Origin of the sequence: Denitrificimonas caeni, from assembly GCF_027498055.1 — a bacterium.
Classification (GTDB): domain Bacteria; phylum Pseudomonadota; class Gammaproteobacteria; order Pseudomonadales; family Pseudomonadaceae; genus Denitrificimonas.
Genome location: NZ_CP114976.1, coordinates 2,585,770 through 2,602,676 on the forward strand (window position 1 = coordinate 2,585,770; position 16,907 = coordinate 2,602,676).

Annotated in this window: 15 protein-coding genes; all 15 read right to left on the reverse strand. The window is 42.3% G+C overall.

Translation table 11 applies throughout. The annotated features are described in order from the left end of the window. Positions 1 to 275: 275 nt before the first annotated feature. Positions 276 to 1,334 carry an FRG domain-containing protein gene (locus O6P33_RS12050; RefSeq protein ID WP_269818019.1) on the reverse strand — a complete coding sequence of 353 codons (1,059 nt, stop codon included), beginning with the start codon at positions 1,332 to 1,334 and terminating at the stop codon, positions 276 to 278. A 9-nt stretch (positions 1,335 to 1,343) separates the two neighbouring features. Then, positions 1,344 to 2,930, reverse strand: coding sequence for a hypothetical protein (locus O6P33_RS12055; RefSeq protein ID WP_269818020.1), 1,587 nt, complete (start codon positions 2,928 to 2,930; stop codon positions 1,344 to 1,346). Between the two features lie 300 nt (positions 2,931 to 3,230). Further along, positions 3,231 to 3,536 (reverse strand): hypothetical protein, encoded by a 306-nt coding sequence (locus O6P33_RS12060; RefSeq protein ID WP_269818021.1) that lies wholly within the window; start codon positions 3,534 to 3,536, stop codon positions 3,231 to 3,233. A gap of 144 nt (positions 3,537 to 3,680) precedes the next feature. Further along, positions 3,681 to 5,120, reverse strand: coding sequence for a lipopolysaccharide biosynthesis protein (locus O6P33_RS12065; RefSeq protein WP_269818022.1), 1,440 nt, complete (start codon positions 5,118 to 5,120; stop codon positions 3,681 to 3,683). Further along, positions 5,110 to 6,276, reverse strand: coding sequence for a TDP-N-acetylfucosamine:lipid II N-acetylfucosaminyltransferase (locus O6P33_RS12070; RefSeq protein WP_269818023.1), 1,167 nt, complete (start codon positions 6,274 to 6,276; stop codon positions 5,110 to 5,112). The genes O6P33_RS12065 and O6P33_RS12070 overlap by 11 nt, the downstream gene beginning before the upstream one ends. Positions 6,277 to 6,479: 203 nt before the next feature. Next, positions 6,480 to 6,845 carry a DUF2971 domain-containing protein gene (locus tag O6P33_RS12075; RefSeq protein WP_269818024.1) on the reverse strand — a complete coding sequence of 122 codons (366 nt, stop codon included), beginning with the start codon at positions 6,843 to 6,845 and terminating at the stop codon, positions 6,480 to 6,482. A gap of 210 nt (positions 6,846 to 7,055) precedes the next feature. After that, positions 7,056 to 7,280, reverse strand: a complete 225-nt coding sequence (locus O6P33_RS12080) for an oligosaccharide flippase family protein (RefSeq protein WP_269818025.1) — start codon at positions 7,278 to 7,280, stop codon at positions 7,056 to 7,058. Continuing rightward, positions 7,277 to 8,014 carry a dTDP-4-amino-4,6-dideoxyglucose formyltransferase gene (locus O6P33_RS12085; RefSeq protein ID WP_269818026.1) on the reverse strand — a complete coding sequence of 246 codons (738 nt, stop codon included), beginning with the start codon at positions 8,012 to 8,014 and terminating at the stop codon, positions 7,277 to 7,279. The genes O6P33_RS12080 and O6P33_RS12085 overlap by 4 nt, the downstream gene beginning before the upstream one ends. Before the next feature lie 56 nt (positions 8,015 to 8,070). After that, complete coding sequence (locus O6P33_RS12090) at positions 8,071 to 9,144, reverse strand: DegT/DnrJ/EryC1/StrS family aminotransferase (RefSeq protein ID WP_269818027.1); 1,074 nt, start codon at positions 9,142 to 9,144, stop codon at positions 8,071 to 8,073. Between the two features lie 5 nt (positions 9,145 to 9,149). After that, positions 9,150 to 10,016 carry a glucose-1-phosphate thymidylyltransferase RfbA gene (gene rfbA / locus O6P33_RS12095; RefSeq protein ID WP_269819528.1) on the reverse strand — a complete coding sequence of 289 codons (867 nt, stop codon included), beginning with the start codon at positions 10,014 to 10,016 and terminating at the stop codon, positions 9,150 to 9,152. A gap of 320 nt (positions 10,017 to 10,336) precedes the next feature. Further along, a complete protein-coding gene (gene rfbB / locus O6P33_RS12100) occupies positions 10,337 to 11,533 on the reverse strand; it encodes a dTDP-glucose 4,6-dehydratase (RefSeq protein WP_269818028.1) in 1,197 nt (398 codons plus the stop codon). 468 nt (positions 11,534 to 12,001) lie between these two features. Continuing rightward, positions 12,002 to 12,502: a transcription/translation regulatory transformer protein RfaH gene (rfaH, locus tag O6P33_RS12105; protein ID WP_269818029.1), complete on the reverse strand. Its 501-nt coding sequence runs from the start codon at positions 12,500 to 12,502 to the stop codon at positions 12,002 to 12,004. Between the two features lie 72 nt (positions 12,503 to 12,574). Beyond that, on the reverse strand, positions 12,575 to 13,864 hold the full coding sequence (locus O6P33_RS12110; RefSeq protein WP_269818030.1) for an LPS O-antigen chain length determinant protein WzzB: 1,290 nt from the start codon (positions 13,862 to 13,864) through the stop codon (positions 12,575 to 12,577). A gap of 242 nt (positions 13,865 to 14,106) precedes the next feature. Next, positions 14,107 to 15,645 carry a hypothetical protein gene (locus tag O6P33_RS12115; RefSeq protein WP_269818031.1) on the reverse strand — a complete coding sequence of 513 codons (1,539 nt, stop codon included), beginning with the start codon at positions 15,643 to 15,645 and terminating at the stop codon, positions 14,107 to 14,109. A 279-nt stretch (positions 15,646 to 15,924) separates the two neighbouring features. After that, on the reverse strand, positions 15,925 to 16,881 hold the full coding sequence (gene sppA, locus O6P33_RS12120) for a signal peptide peptidase SppA (RefSeq protein ID WP_269819529.1): 957 nt from the start codon (positions 16,879 to 16,881) through the stop codon (positions 15,925 to 15,927). Positions 16,882 to 16,907: the final 26 nt, after the last annotated feature.

A 16,907-nucleotide genomic window follows, 5' to 3' on the forward strand; every position in this document is an offset into this window, starting at 1 on the left:
ACAGCGTTTGTACTCACTATTCTTTAAGTAAAGAATCTACCCATCAATGTGGCTTTTCTTTTTTAAGCTTATTTATAGGGGGCTGCAGCGGAATTGTTGTATTTATCTGACTCTCTCTCGATAGCTAACGCTATCTTTCGGGGCCTGTCAAAAATAGGTGTGCAATTACTCAAAGCCAACTTAACGTCACTACATGAAAAAAGTTATGAATATTTATGTGTGATAAGTGATGCATATCAATAAACCTACAGACGCTATTAAATCTAAAAACCTAACTAGCTCGGTGGATAATAAACCATTCTTGTGCGTACTTTACTCAGCATCCGTTGAATCTCCGCATCGAATGCCTCTTGCTTAAAAGTCCACTCTTGCGTTTTGAAACTGTCGTGCTCTTCTAGCGTGATACCGGCCTTGGCCATGAGGCTTTGGCGTTTAGCGGTTGTATCTTGAGGCTGCTTACGTTTGCCATAGCTCTGAAAGGCTAGATCTAGCGTGCTTTGAGGAAAGCAGTTTCTTGCCTCTAAGCTATCAGAAAAACTAGCAAGATCATCAGCTGGCATGAGTTTGTCGCCGCCCTCAAACTCTTCATAAATGCGCTTAGACTGATTACGGCTGTGCTGAAATCTGTACTTAACAACAGGCATAGATTTAGTAAAGTCTTCACCGGGTTTTAGCCGTATTGCATTAGCGCGTTGCTGTTCTGGCCGTGGAAAAGGTTGCCAGCCCACTGGGATATAAGGCATTTCATTGCAACCCATTGGTGGGCTCATCAAAAAAGCAGGATGAAACTTATAAATCACACCGGGTTTCGATTGCGCGCGCATGGGTTCAAACTTTTTCGTTTTGCTATCCCAGCGCTGAGTAGCAAAGAAACTGGCCACCGAAAAACTATTGGTGATATCTAAATACTCAGTGGCCAGCCCGTAGTGTTGCGCTATGCCTTCTAAATTCATGCAGACTGGTAAAGACTGCGTTCTAGGATCCAAATCCAGTGCAAGGTCTTGCATTTGCATGACAACTGGGTGAGTTGCTAAGGCTTGTTTAAAATAAACAGAGCGGCACAAGGCAGCAAAAAGCTTATGATCGTCTTGAATACGGTCCAAGCCAGATAGACAGTTACCATAGTCTTGAGTCTGGCCGCGGTACTCAGTCAGGCTAAACTCCACGCCACTCATTAGGTTGATGCAGTCGCCCTCTATACTTCTCATTGCATGCAGGGCTTCGATGTCGTCGGAAACGATGCCTCGGTAATTCAATTGCTGACCGGTGTTGATGGGCTGGATGCCTAAACGGTGTTTAAGTCTTGTGAGGTTTTCGTAGATTGTTTTAGGCATTGATATTACTCATTTCCTACTATGTCTTCTTAAGGCCACCAATAGCTGCCAAGTAATACCAGATAACCCAAAGGTGGCCAGCATGATAAATAAAGCTAAATGCTCCCTATCCTCATACAGCTTGCTGAAAGGCAAGAAACCTAATGCAAACCCATTCAAGATCTGCGTCATACTTAGCCACCAATAAGGCATGGAAATGTAAGTGGGTATCCATTGGTTTTCTAACTGATCATTGGCCAAGACAAAGGCTATTAAGCTCATGCAAACAAAAAGCCAGCATGAAGCTCTTATATAGCTTTGCCCATGGTTTGAGATGCATGCATTGAAGTTCAGCAAAAAAACATCCCAAAGATCACCATTATTTCGTTTTAGTTCGCTCCGGTAAGCTTCCATTTCTAAAGCATAAATACGGTCTGCTTCGATCTGATTACTCACTGCAACAAATGACTGTTTGATGATGCGAAAGGTTTCTCGATCTGTCTGCCGCTTTGCTTCGCTTTTAAAAATACTACCTAAAAATGTGGGTGTCTGTAAAAAAACCGTATTACGCAAATCAACAGGTATGTAAAAAACCGCATCTCTAAAATTAGCTGTCTTGTGAAAACTCACTCGTTCAAACTCAGCAAATTGATCGTGATTTAACAACGAATTTTTATTACCAAAAGTAGCGCGCTCATACAACGCAAAACTCTCGAATTCTACTCCGGTATAGTTAACACGCTGAACGACTGAAGCTGATAAATCAAAGGTTTTTTCGAAAACCGTATCTGTCACTTGTAAGTCTTCGATACAACAGGCTGTTAAGTTAGCTTTTCCTTTAAACGTACTGTCTACAAACTGTATCTTTGATAGGTTTGCAAGGTTAAGGATAAAGTCTTCTTCAAGCGTGGAATTATAAATATAAACTTCATCAGCAGTGCTAGGTGAGTAATATCCAGCCTTACCAAATACAGCAACACTTAATTTAGTATTTTCAATTTTTAATAATGAAATTGTACAGCTTTCAAAAACAGCCCCACCTTCAAAAGGTATACCTTTAAGAGTAATGCCCTGCTGAAAATTACAACTTTTAAATAATGCACCTTCTAAAACTAAAGAAAAATTAAAATCAGTGTAAAAGTGCTTATGAAAACTGCACCCTTCAAAATAAATATCATTTTGCGGATAGTAAAAAGAAATATTATTGCAGTAGAAACTGCAATCTTTAAAAACCAAACAGGTTAAGGGCTCAAATAACTTGTTGTAGTCGGGATCGTTACCAGTTTTTTGCGGTGGAAATGTGATGTTTTCCAAGAGCACTTCTTGCCCTTCTAAAACATCTCTTACTTCAAAAACACTTCGATAAAGATCAGAGTCAATTCCTAACTCACCCTCAAGATAGCCATCATCATTCTCTAGCAAATCATCATCATTCTCCTCGCTACAAAAAATATCGGATAAACACTCTTCAATTACGTATATCGGCAAACTTGGTAGATATACTTTTACTTGCTGGGCGATATGATTTTTTAAATAGTTATAAAACTGAAGATGCCGAGTTACACCCCATGCCCCTGGTTTACTTGGATCGTAAATCAGCTCTGTAAAATCATTCATTATCATACTAGTCAATACTTTATAAAATAAAAAAACCGCAAAAAAATATAACAACTTTATTCTAACAGTATTACTTTATTAATATCTTTAAGACTTTTAAGATACCACTGCATTTCTTCATGAATCTGAAATATATAAATTACTGCTATTCCTCCAAGCAAAACATTATCCAAATTACACACCAGTGACATAGTGGGTTAAAACCAAAGAAATGGCAGGAGAATATAATTAACAATAACAGTGTAAGAAAACTATTATCAAACCTAACGTAATAAAAAGAATTTAAATTACTTATTCTTTCTAAAATATATTCAACTTTTTACTATTAGGCTCATCAAAACTATCGAGGTAGTATTTTTTTGGAAAATCACTAAAAACATCACTAATATAAGTCATAAACCAATTTTTTATCAGCACAGAAAGCTGATGAATTAAAATCCCAATTGGCAATGCAGTCAGTAAGCCACCTAACGCAAAATTATATTTTTGAATAAAAAATGATTTTAAGCTCTCAGTAGAAAAACCATGATGAGTAGCAATATAAAGAATTAAAACCCAACCAATAAAAACCATACCAGAAATCTGATAGCGCAAAAAATGTTTCATACATACCTACCTCCCTGTAGTGATTTCACTATAGTTTTACTACTTCTCTCACAGCTATCAGAAACTCAAACTGACTTTTACAGTCTGCAAAAACCACCCTATCAAGGGTTTTTTTAGTGGCTACTTGATAGGCCCTTAAGATAATTAATCTTTAATCTGCTTATCTACAGACTTTCTGCTTTTTACAAAACTCAAAATATATTCAAATGACTCAAAAAACTGCTTCCTGAACAGAAAAACAGCACTCACAAGCACCACCAAATATATAAAAAATATAGCAACAGAACTCATTGGTAAAAAGTTAACAACGCCACTCAGCACAACCATGACAACGACCAGCACATACATCCTGCCCCGCTCAAAGCTTTGCCATAATCGTGCGCTGGCTTCTGTCCGTACAATAAAGAACGCAAGAAAGGCAACAGCAGACGCAACCGCTGCACCGGCTGCGCCGTACTTGGGTACTAAATACCAGTTACCAATCGCATTTAACACGAGTGCCACAACAGCTGCTAGCAAGGCAAAATTAGTTTTGCGCTGAACACCTATACCTACACCTGTCGCTTCTGAAAGCGTATATAGCAATGGATAAGCCATAGCCGCCAGCAAAATATACTGCACACGCTCATACTGCTCAGGCAGTATAAAACTGACGAGCCATGAGAACATGCCCGCCAGTGACCATATTGTTATCACTGCTAATGTTGAATAGTCGGTTACATTTTTAATTTTATCAGGGTCAATACCTTCAGCAGCCCACTTATACACAATAGGTGCCCAAACCGTTGAAAACACAGCTTGAAAGACCAATGCAACTGACGCAAAGCTGATAGAAACTGAGTAAATACCGAGTTCTTCAAATGAAGAAAAGCCTCGTAAGAAAAACTTGTCCATTGCGGTTAAGCCCCAAAAAGCAATACCACTGCCTATTAAGGGAAGACCAAAACGAATCATCTGTTTTTGCTTAGCTCTATCGATGCTAGCCGTTAATGCTGGTAACCAATCGCGTCGAGTATTCCAAGAGTAAACCAAGAAGACAGCTAATAAAGACAGCCAGTTAGCAATCATTAAGTTTTTAAAAACTGCCTCGACACTAAACAAAAGATAAGTAGCTATAACCATCAAAAACAAAAGCTTCGGTAAGACCTGACTCATAGAGAAAGCCAAACCTTTTTCTTGCATGCGCAATATGAGGCTTAAAAACCGTGAGAAAAACGATAAAAATATTGCAGCAACCAACAACCCTGTTAACCAACTCGAATCTATACCAAACAATATACCTGATATGGACCATGGCAATAGTAATAAAACAGTCAAAGCCAAGGACAATAAGATAAACCCAGGTAAGAATACTGCTTTGAGCAGTGCTGGCTTATTTTCAACCTCATGAAACTCACGCACATAAGCTTGATCTAGGCCTAAGCTAAATAGCAAGATGGAAAAACTAATCGTCACTTGCATCATGCTTAAACGACCAATATCGTCTGGCGAGAACAGCCAAGCGACTATAGGTAGAGTTATCAAACCTAAAAAGGCTCCACCTATAGGACCGAGTGCAAATGCGGCTATTTTTTTAGGTGTCACTGTAAGCACCCAAATGAAATTCAACTAAGTTTCTAGTCTTGGTATTTATTGCTTCTTTAGACCAATGCTTATAAAGAATCTCTATATTTTTCTGTATTTCATCTTCAGTTAGCGGTGTTTTAAGCAAGTCAGGATTTAATTCAAGCTCCTGCACTGTGTTTACAATAGCCCCTTCTTTTTTTAGCATTGTATATGTAGGATTTTCTTCTCGTAGGAAAACTCTTGCACCTAAGTACAGCATAATCACAATATTACCTACAGCTTGCTGACGTTTATGATTCATCACTACATAGCCGCACTGCTTTATTAAAGAAACGTACTCATCTATAGGCATAAAGTCAGCAACAGGCTGAAAGGATGTTCCTAACACTAAACGTCCAGTCTCAGTAATTTTATCTTTATAGTCTTCATCGCCATAACTTAGTGGAACAATAATATTAACACCTTCTGCTAAATCAAACTTGCTGAGCAAATCAATAATATCAATATGATTATTCGTAAAAGAAGCACTATTACCAACTAAAATAGATTCTCCATTCACTCGCAGGCCAATAAAATTTTTTATTAAATTTTCTTCTAAGCTGCCATAATTCCATGGCATAAACTTCGGCAAATGAGGTATAAGTTTAGCGTTAGCAACCAGATCATAATCTTCTTTTAAAACAGGAGAGAAGCTTCCAATTCGTTTTAATGCATTAGGCTTAATAATGTTATGCAAGAGCAACTTAATATAAGTTTTAACTAACTTTTTTAGGGTTGTTTTTTTTCGTTTCTTTTTACGGCTCTCTAGTTTGAATTCTAAAGTTTTACTCAGCAACAAATCGTCTGGATTCTTGTGGATATAATCATAATAATCAAACCCCCATCCCAGCCAAGCAAACTTAGTACCTTTAGGGGCCAAAAAGGTTAATGAGAACCAAAAAACATCAAAATTATGAAGCACAACTAAATCAAAATATTTTAATTTTTTAATAAAAGAAGGCCTGAAAGTATCTAAAAAAGAAAAGGACTCATCATACTTATCATCGACAGCATTAGGTTCTCCAACCCCATTAAGCATCCAAACTATATTTTTATCAGGATATACACTTTCGAATGTTGATAAAGCATGACTAATAAATTTATTATCAGTTGTAATGTGAAGGATTTTTTTCATTTGTTTCTTTTATTTTTGGTTGTTTAAAATCAGTTGGTTATTGTATAACTTGTAGCTATTATTAACTAACAAGCTATTAAAATAGTAGGTCTGTTTTGTTTCAGATATTAACCAGCGTTATCTTAAACTCTCCAAGTGAAATACTAGCCTGTTAAAGGTCATGTGCTCAAAGCCGTTTTCTTTGCACAATTCTTGTAGTCTAGTTATTTCTTCTTTAGGTGTTTTACACCGAAAGCAATCGATCTTAATGAATCTTTTTTAAACGGTTTATTGCCATTACCATTTAAATCAATAAAGCGGTATTCTTTTTCATAAGCCCAGTCATTGGCTTTGGTTAACTGTTCGGTTACAAACTGGTCTTGTTTTAGCTTACCTATTAAGGCATAAGAAAGTAATTCATATTCATTGTCTTTCGCATAATCTACTTTTAATGAATAGCCTTTAAAACTATCAGTCGTTGAATTAGAAAGTAAGTCAGGGGTAAACTCGTAAATAATACCCTTGTGGCTATTAGCATAATGTGACCGTATCAAAAGATTAGTAGAGCTTTCTGAGAAAAATACGCCCATATTGCTTCTAAACACGTCAAAAATTTTATTTTGCTGTTCAATAAATATTTTATTTATTCACCAACATTCTAACACTTCCTTTAACGATAGTAGGCAGTCAGGTCTGCTTTGTAGAAAGCGGCTCCAAAACAACTCAATCCCTTCTTGCGAATAACTTTGTCGATAATCAAGCTTAGCATCTAAAGGGGCATTAAAGTTTTCACTGGAAGCCTAGCTTTTACCGCCATGATAACGAGCTGTTTCACGAGCAATGGTCGGAGTGAGACCTAAATCCAGCAACGCAAAGCATGCTTGCAGCATGGTAAAAAAGCCTACCAAACCATAGGCTTCTGCCCCCATATATTTAATGTATAAAGGCAGAATAAGAATGCCTATACCAGCTACGTAGATCTGGCTGACGTAGCTGGCTATGACATTATGTCTCAATAGACTCACTTCATACGCCTATGGATAAAATCCAATTTTAAATAGACTTTATCACCAGAGCAGTTTGTGAAATATGCATTTGAAAACTCACCATGTGACAACGCTCTCAATATATCCAGATGCTCACTAAGTGTTCCATAATGATTTAAATCCAATTCACAAAGCTTATTAAAATCTTCTATTCCATTATAGTTACCGTCACCCTTCATTTTTGTCGCTTTATAGCTGCCTAGAACCAATGATTTAAAATACTCATTTAGCAATTCTTTTTCTGCATTCTGAACTCTATTATAAACCTCTAGACTTGTATCATCGGAATAAACATCAACTCTTCTTTGATAGATAATAGCCCCATGGTCTACATGCTCGTTCATTTCATGAATCGTGCAACCTATAGGCATTTTATTAATTATTGAAAAAACCTGTGGATACCAGCCTCTATTATAAGGATTTAATCCTGGATGGATATTTATGCACCGAACGTTTTCAACAAGCTCTTTAGGAAAAATTTGCTTACAATGCGCCGATATAACAAGATCATAATTGTTAACTATACTTGCAACTGCCTCAGTGTCTTTTACATCAACACATGTCATACCTAAGCTTAATAGACCATCAGGATTTTTATTGACCACACTAAATCTATAATCTATCTTAAAATCAATACCTTTTAATTTCTTGTGCAAAGTCTGCATATGCGAAACAAGTTCAACGTTGTCAGAGATGACCAATATATTTATCATTGAGCCGGGTAACCTTTTTAAACATTTAAATATAACCTCTCGTCAAGCAGCCCATTCTAATTTGTTACTATGCTGTTGACTACTATATTTATATCTTCGCCGCTTAGTCCAGGATGTATAGGCAAACATAGTATTTTACTTGCTATACTTCTAGAGACTGCACACACTTTATTTGAATTTAAATACTCCAAAGTATCTAAACTTGGATAAAAGTAGCGCCTTGGCAACACGCCATTTTCTTTTAAGTTAGCTTCGGCTTTTAACAGTTCAACTTCCGAACCAAATAACACCGGTGCGTAAGCGTGGTTATTTTGGCTGTGTTCATTCCAGGATTGGAAGGTTAACTGTTCGGTTGGTAGCTCTGCTTGATACTTCTGCCAAACGTTTTGTCTGCCAGCCTTAACTTCTTCTATTTCGTCTAATACACACAAGCCCATGGCTGCTTCAAATTCGTTCATTTTGGCGTTGGTACCCACCGAACTTATCTCGGTGGGGCTAGAGATGCCAAAATTCGTCATCAGCCTTACTTTTTTTGCGAGTTCGTCATCGTTAGTAATAACCGCGCCACCTTCGATAGTATGAAACAGCTTGGTCGCATGAAAGCTGAGCGTGCTGATGTCGCCATAATTGAGCACGCTGCTTCCTTTATATTCAGATCCAAAGGCATGTGCTGCGTCGTAAATCACTTTTAAATTGTGTGCTTTTGCTATTTGCTGAATCCTTTCAACATCACAAGGGTTACCGAATACGTGCACAGGTAAAATGGCACTGGTTTCAGGCGTTATGCTTTCTTCAATCAGGCTTGCGTTAATGTTGAACGAGTTAGGGTCTATATCAACAAACACGGGCTTTAAGTCTTCCCACACTAACGTGCTGGTGGTGGCGGCAAAGCTGAATGGTGTGGTGATGACTTCACCTTTTAGCTCTAGCGCTTTATAAGCAAGCTGTAAAGCAAACGAACCATTAGCGACCAGTATTATATGCTTAACACCTAGATACTCTTTTAGGCGCTGCTCTAGCTCTTGCAATAAACTGCCATTATTCGTGAGCCAAGCGCTTTCATAAATACGGTCAACATAAGCTTTGTATTTATCTTTGTTGGGTAGATAGGCTTTGGTTACAGGAATCATAGGTTTCATTCTTGGATTAATTCTAATAAATACTGCCCATAACTATTTTTACTTAGCTGCTGGCCTATGCGTTGTAAGTCTTCTTTGCTTAACCAGCCGTTATTAAAGGCAATTTCTTCTAAGCAGGCAATTTTATAGCCTTGGCGTTTTTCAATGGTTTCTACAAACATGCCGGCTTCAAGCAAACTTTCGTGTGTGCCGGTATCCAGCCATGCAAAGCCACGGCCAAGCAACTCAACGTCTAAGTCGCCGCGCTCTAGATAGGCTTGGTTGATGCTGGTGATTTCTAACTCGCCACGCTCTGATGGCTGCACGTGTTTGGCGATTTTCACCACATCGTTATCGTAAAAATACAGGCCGGTTACAGCATAGTGTGATTTTGGTTTCAGTGGCTTTTCTTCAAGGGAAATAGCGCGCTGGTTTTCATCGAACTCAACCACACCAAAGCGCTCCGGGTCTTTCACTTGATAACCAAATACCGTCGCGCCACTGGGCTTGGCCGCCGCTTTACGTAGCATGGGGCCAAAGCCTTGGCCGTAGAAAATATTATCGCCCAACACTAAGCACACATTGCTGTCGCCAATAAACTCTTCACCAATAATAAAGGCTTGCGCGAGACCATCAGGGTTGGGTTGTTCAGCGTAGGTCAGATTAATGCCAAACTCACTGCCATCACCCAACAGGCGTTGATAACCGCTGATGTCTTCTGGCGTGCTGATTAATAAAATATCGCGAATCCCCGCCAGCATCAGAACCGATAATGGATAGTAAATCATCGGCTTGTCGTAGATCGGCAGTAGCTGCTTAGAAACGCCTTTGGTGATCGGGTACAAACGTGTGCCTGACCCGCCCGCTAGGACAATTCCTTTGATGTTGTTGAGCTTTGAATTATGCATAGTGTCTTTTGATTGTAATGTGTATGAATTAATCAGTGAGCCAATAGCCACCCGTTCTGGGCGAGCCTTTGAATTCTACATGTTTGTTATCGCGTAGGGGTTTTAACCAACGTTCAACATTTTTTCTGGAGGTCTGCATCTGTTCGGCGTAATAGGGTGTGCGTTTACCGGGATGTGAGCCGATCAATTCAAGCAGTATTTTTTCCTGCTCACTTACTCCCTCAACTACTCCCTCATTTATTTTTCTAGGCTGGCTTTTTTACTCTTTAATAAAGCTAAAAGTTACCTATACCCCATTACAAAGCTCCTAAGCGCTCGCGCTGGTAGCTGCCGTCTTGGACGTTTTTGCACCACTGTTGGTTATCTAAGTACCACTGCACGGTTTTACGGATGCCGGATTCGAAGGTCTCTTCGGGGTGCCAGTTGAGTTCGTTGGCGATTTTGCTGGCGTCGATGGCGTAGCGGCGGTCGTGGCCGGGGCGGTCGGTGACGTAGGTGATTAGGGATTTGTAGCTGGAAGCGGTGGATTGCTTCGCTGCGCTCGCAATGACTGGAGGGACGTTCTCAATGACCTCATTGTTACTCGCAATGACCTCATCGTCACTGTGTGGAGCTTGCGACGTGGCAGTCTCACGGGGGCGTAGCTCATCTAAAATGGCGCAGATGGTTTCGACTACTTCGATATTTTGTTTTTCGCTGTGGCCACCGATGTTGTAGGTCTCTCCTATTTTTCCTTCGGTGACGACTTTATATAGCGCGCGGGCGTGGTCTTCTACATAGAGCCAGTCGCGTATTTGGTCGCCTTTGCCGTAGATGGGCAGTGGCTTGCCTTCTAGGGCATTAAGTATCACTAAAGGGATGAGTTTTTCCGGGAAGTGGAATGGGCCATAGTTGTTGGAGCAGTTGGTAATCAGCGTGGGGAAGCCGTAGGTACGCAGCCAAGCGCGGACTAAGTGGTCAGAGCTGGCTTTACTGGCGCTATAGGGGGAGCTGGGGGCATAAGCGGTTGTTTCTGTGAACAATGGCAAGTCTTGCCCGTCTATAGCGTTAGAGTCTTCGTCATTTGGATGTGGAAGGTCACCGTACACTTCATCGGTGCTGATGTGATGGAAACGAAATGCTTGCTTGCGCTCGCTGTTTAACTCATCCCAGTACGCGCGGGCAGCTTCTAATAAGGTATAGGTGCCAACGATATTGGTTTCAATAAACTCTGCAGGGCCATCAATGGAGCGATCAACGTGGCTTTCAGCGGCTAAGTGCATGATTGCATCAGGCTGGTGTTCTTTGAATACGCGGTCGAGCTCTGCTCGATTGCAAATATCCACTTGTTCAAAGGCGTAGCGTTCATTATCGCTGACTTCGGTGAGGGATTCTAAATTACCGGCGTAGGTGAGCTTATCAAGATTCACAACGCTGTCTTGGGTGTTGTCGATGATATGGCGAATGACTGCAGAGCCAATAAAGCCTGCGCCGCCGGTTACTAGAATTTTCATTTAAATCACTATTCAGTTTGCTTTGGCGTGCATAAGGCGCAGCCAAATAGGTTGCTTGTTATTTGCTAGACTGTCTCTGCGAGGCCGTAGCAGTCCATGGTTAAACACCGCGCGCTGCTTGTATCCGCGTGGTTTGCGAGGTGGATTGCCGCGTCGCTACGCTCCTCGCAATGACAAGGGAGCGCTAGCAATGACCGCTGGAACGCTGGCAATACCGAATAAACACTCGCAACACTCACGAGCTAAAGTTCGCATTGTCGGCGTTTGGGCACGCTACCGCCCATGAGTTATGGCTCCCAGTGTGCCGTGTTGCTATTGGGTTATTTCTTTGAACGCTCTGCGCGGGAATGGCCTGCGCTGAGGGTGTTGCTGTGTTGTTTTGTTGCCTACAGTCGGGCCTTGCCTTTGTGTTGTCGCCCCTAAAGGGACGACCTACAGAATAGGTGACCTACAGGGCTTGCCTGCAGATTACGGTTCGCTGCGTAGAGCTGCCTCGTCTATTTCTATGCGTTGTTGCTTGCCGAGCATGTCTAAAAATATTAAACAGCGCTCTTCGCCTTTGGGCATATTATAAATGGCGGTTAAGCCTGCAAATGGCCCTGTGGTTATTTGTACTGTGTCGCCTGAGTTGAATACGCAGTGTACCTCGGGTTTGTCTAGGCTCTCTTGTTCTATAGCAAGGATTAGCTCCATCACTTGTGCGGGTACTGTCGCTGGCATGCCGCCAAAGCGGACAAAGCCATTGACGCCGCGGGTGCTGCGTAGTGCGTTAAAATTTGCTGTGCTGCTGTCGAGGTGGATAAAAATATAATTTGGAAACAAGGGTTCGATCTGCTCGACGCGCTTGCCCTGTACTATTTTCTGGCGTTTTATCTGTGGTAAACAGGTGGTGTAGCCTTGGTTTTCAATATTCAGGCGCGCACGCTCTTCTTGCTTTCCTTTGCAATGCAGGAGGTACCAAGCGTTCATTGCCTTTTATCCTGTTTTCTGTCGCCCATAAATGGGCGATCTACCAATAATCAATCTATACGGCTAAGCGATCTATGCAGCGTTTTTGCGCTTGCGGATCATGCTGCGGATCAGTGCAGCAAAGACGCCGAGCATACCGCCAAGTACTATACCTACGGCGACGATTAGGGATTTTTTAGGTTTTATTGGTGCAGTCGGTTCAACTGCAGCTTGGTCGACACGTACTAAATTCAGCTTATCCATATTAACTTGCAAGTTTTTTAAACGTGAAATTTCTTTACGGTTTTCCGCCAGCTCCGCTAGGAATAGATCTTCGTTTTCACGGGCCTGCAGCACTTCAATCTGACGATTGTGCTCAAGCAGTTTAAGCGCTGTATTAATTTCTACAATGCGGCCACTGGTGAAGTCATCGTTTTCACGGGCCATTAATGCATCGCGCTCAGCATTCAGCGCTTCTGTACCCATAAAATATAGCGGGTTTTGCTGGCTGTTTACTTCGGTGCGAATCACGCTGCCTGAAGTGCGTGTTTCATTGGCTAGCGAGGATGGGGTTGCTGGCTTTTTAATACCTAAAGCAGTAGCAATAGTGATTGCTTCGTCCAGCTGCATAATACGGTTTTGACGACGCACCTTAAGCTCTTCACGCAAAACTTCCAACTCATCTTGTAACTTGGCTTTTTTCAATACATCTTTTTCTGTGAGCTGAGCAATCTGTGCTTCTTTACTGGCTTCATAGCCTGCCCGTGCATTGCTGATTTTACGACGTAGACGATCGAGCTGATTGTTAATCACCACTTCCAAACTGGCGGCAATGCGTTCTTTTTCTAAATTAACCGCATGTTCAACAAAACCGTTGGCAATCTTGGCACCATCCATTCCTTTGGGGTACTGCAGTTGGATACCGACGTAATTGGCAAAGCTTTCATCTTTTTTCGCGTCGGTTTTTAAAATTTTAATGTATTCACGGTTGATGCGCTCAAAGTTTTGCTCAACGCTTTTGTTTGGCGATAGCAGAGGTTCAAACAGCTCTTGATGGGCTTTGAAATAGCCTAGGCGGGTTTCATAAGACTCAAGGCTCGCACCCACCTGCACCAGTGCTTCTGCTGGGCTGAGCTTATAGATACCGGCACCATTGAGCTCGTCGAGGTCTTTGGTTGGCGCAGGCTTAACGATACTTTGCACTTGATAAATGGGCGTACTGGTCAGCGCATAAATCAGCGCCAGCACTGTGACCACTGCGGTGATAATAATGATAAGAATTTTTTCTTGCCAAATCGACTGAAACAGCTCGAACAGATCAATTTCATCTGCATCATGCGCAGCATTATTAGACTGATGTGGCACGGGGATATTTGAACTCACTGCTGCTCCTTGATTGTTTATCAGCGTATTTGGACGTTCTGCTGCTAAGCCAAATAAAACATCCCTTTCACCAAAGTGTGAACGGGTCGTATATTAAGCGTAGGCAAGCTTTTTTGCTAGGCCAATTACGCTGACCTTAGTATTAACGGGGTTATTGAGCGTAAAAGCTAGGTAAAGTTCTATATTTCTAACGATTAACGCTGAACCTGTGTCAACCATCATCACTTTCAAGTGCTGAGCTATTATTTTTTGCGCTCACGCATAGCATCGCGCAGCAAGCTGAGCAATACGCTTACAAAAGCAGTCAGCACCAACAGTACAGCAAGCATTTTTATTTCAGTAGCACTGATAACTCGCGTGTTAGTCACTTCGTACGAACCACCCTCTGGGCTAATCAGCTCACTAACGTTACCAGCCACTTGTTTGCCGAGTTTTTCATACATGCGATTCATGATTCGCGTGTACTCACGCAACTGCTCTAAAACCACGGGCAGTTGCTCTTCGACAATTTCGATATAAACATCACGGAACTCACTGGCTTTTTTGTCACGATTATTCAATGTCGCTAAAGTGCGGCGCACGGTATCAATGCGCTGCTCGATATCGATGGCTTTATTTTCAAAGGCCAGCATTTCTAGTGTCAGCTTTTGACGAAACTCTAAGTCGCTGCCTTGGCGTGATACTTCTAACAAGCGATCCAAAAACGCATCACCTAATTGCGGCACTAAGTTATTTTGTGCACCGCTGGCAATCTCACTTTGTGTACTTGATTCGGCACTATAACCTTTCAGTACCGTACGGATGACGCTTGCACGCTCCAACCACATATCTTTATCGCGCTTGAGGTCAGCTAACATGCGTGAGTAATGCAGGCGCACCACAGCTTCGTTACGGGTAATGCCTAACTCGTCAATCGGATCAACAATTTGGCGAATATCATATTCAGCGATATCACGAATGGCTTTATCTAAGTCAGCTAAAGTGAAGCCGCTCTGATCTTCAACCAGTGTATTGGCGTTGGGCTCTTGCTGTAGCTTAGTGATATTGCCGCGAACCAGGTCAATGCTATCCAGCACTAAATTGATGCCCAGTAAGTAGTCCAAGTTCTCAAAACGCTCTTTGTTAAAAATACGCTCTGAGTAAACCGATACTGCTGGCTTAAGTACACCCACTTCGTTAATGGCGCGCTCGGCCCAAACCTTGCTGATATCCAGCAGGACTTTTTCAGCGACTGTGTTAGGCAAGGCTTCTTTTTCTGGCAGGGTGAAACTAATGCGAATACTACTGCTGCGCGCAGCGTTGAGCTCATTGCTCATTTGGTTTTCTAAGTCAGCTATTTCTGCTGCACTTAAGCCTTTAGCGCCGAGACGGTCACGGTATTTGAGGCGAATAAACTCGGCATTCGGTGCATACGGCATGATGCTAACTGAGCGGCGGAACTCATCAAGCTTGATGCCGTATTCTTCGAGGTTGTTTTGCTTGTAAACGCGGCCCAGTACAGCATTACTGGTGATATCGCTCATATTAAAGCGCGAACCATTAGGAAACTGGCCCTTGCTTAAACCTTCGAAATTTAAGTCAAATACGTTGCTGTAGCGTACTGTTTTGTATTCAGTAAAGTAGCTCACACCCACATAGCAGGCAAACAGAGCAAAAACGATAAACATACTGGCGATTACACGGCCACGGGTGGCCCACACACGCATCATTAGTTCACCAAGATCAATCTCGTCAGAGTTATGTTGCTGCTGAGTGTTTTGGTTTGGAGTTGGTGCGCCCATCATTAGTATCCTTTTAAATGAGGTGATGAAAATCGACTTGGACTGCTTGCCTGTTGCTCTAATAAGTAGCACTGCGAGCTAAGCTATAGGCAGTATTATTTAATTCGCGCTGAACTTTAAGCTATTTTCGTAACAATAGCTAATGGCATAACAATATCACTGCTTTACTGCTTTGCACTGCTATTAATGCTAGCTGGCTCAAGTTTAGCTATCTCATACAAATTAAAGCGCACGGCAGTGCTCTGAAGCCCGCCGCGCACCATATATCCATGCCCTAAATCAACGCAACTGCGGTCCTGTGAAGCCCATCCAGATGGCGAGGCGTTCAGCGATGCTGGCTCCGAATTTCTTTGCGAAGCGGTCGAAGGGTGATTCTTCTAGGGTGAAGTCGACGATTTCAGTGTGCCCTATCACTTCGCGGGCCACGTAGCTGCTGTTGCCAAATGCATCGATTAAGCCTAAGCCTAAGGCCTGCTCGCCGGACCAGATCAAGCCAGAAAACAGCTCTGGGTTGTCTTGATACTTCAAACGATCGCCGCGGCCTTGTTTGACGCTGTCGATAAATTGTCTGTGGGTGGTTTGCAGTACGGTTTCCCAGAAGGCGGTTTCTTCTGCGTTTTGTGGCTGGAAGGGATCTAAAAATGCTTTGTGTTTGCCTGCGGTGTAGGCGCGGCGGTCGATGCCGAGTTTATCCATGGCGCCGACAAAACCAAAACCTGCGGCGGTGACGCCAATGGAGCCGACTAGGCTGGATTTGTTCGCGTAGATTTCATCGGCGGCGCTGGCAATATAATAAGCACCGGACGCGCCTAAATCGCTGATTACGGCATAGACTTTGATCTCTGGATGCAGGCCGCGTAAGCGCAAGATTTCATCATAGATATAAGCGGACTGCACAGGGCTACCACCTGGGCTGTTGATGCGCAGCACTAGGCCTTTGGTGTTTTTGTCGTCGAACGCTTTACGCAAAGCACTGACAATATTATCGGCGCTGGCGGATTCTTGGTCGGCAATCATGCCGCGCACTTCAATTAAGGCGGTATGTGGTCCGTCGGTTACGCCCTTGCCGCCGCCCATTAAGGGTGAAAACAAGGCCAAGGCTCCAAATAAATACACAAAGGTCAGGACTTTAAAAAAGATGCCCCAACGCCGTGAGCGCCGCTGTTCACTGACGCTAGCCAGTACTGCTTTTTCAAGCAGCTTCCAAGTTTTGCTATCTACATTGTTGTCGCTCATGGCGGGGTCCTTTGCACTTTGGGTGG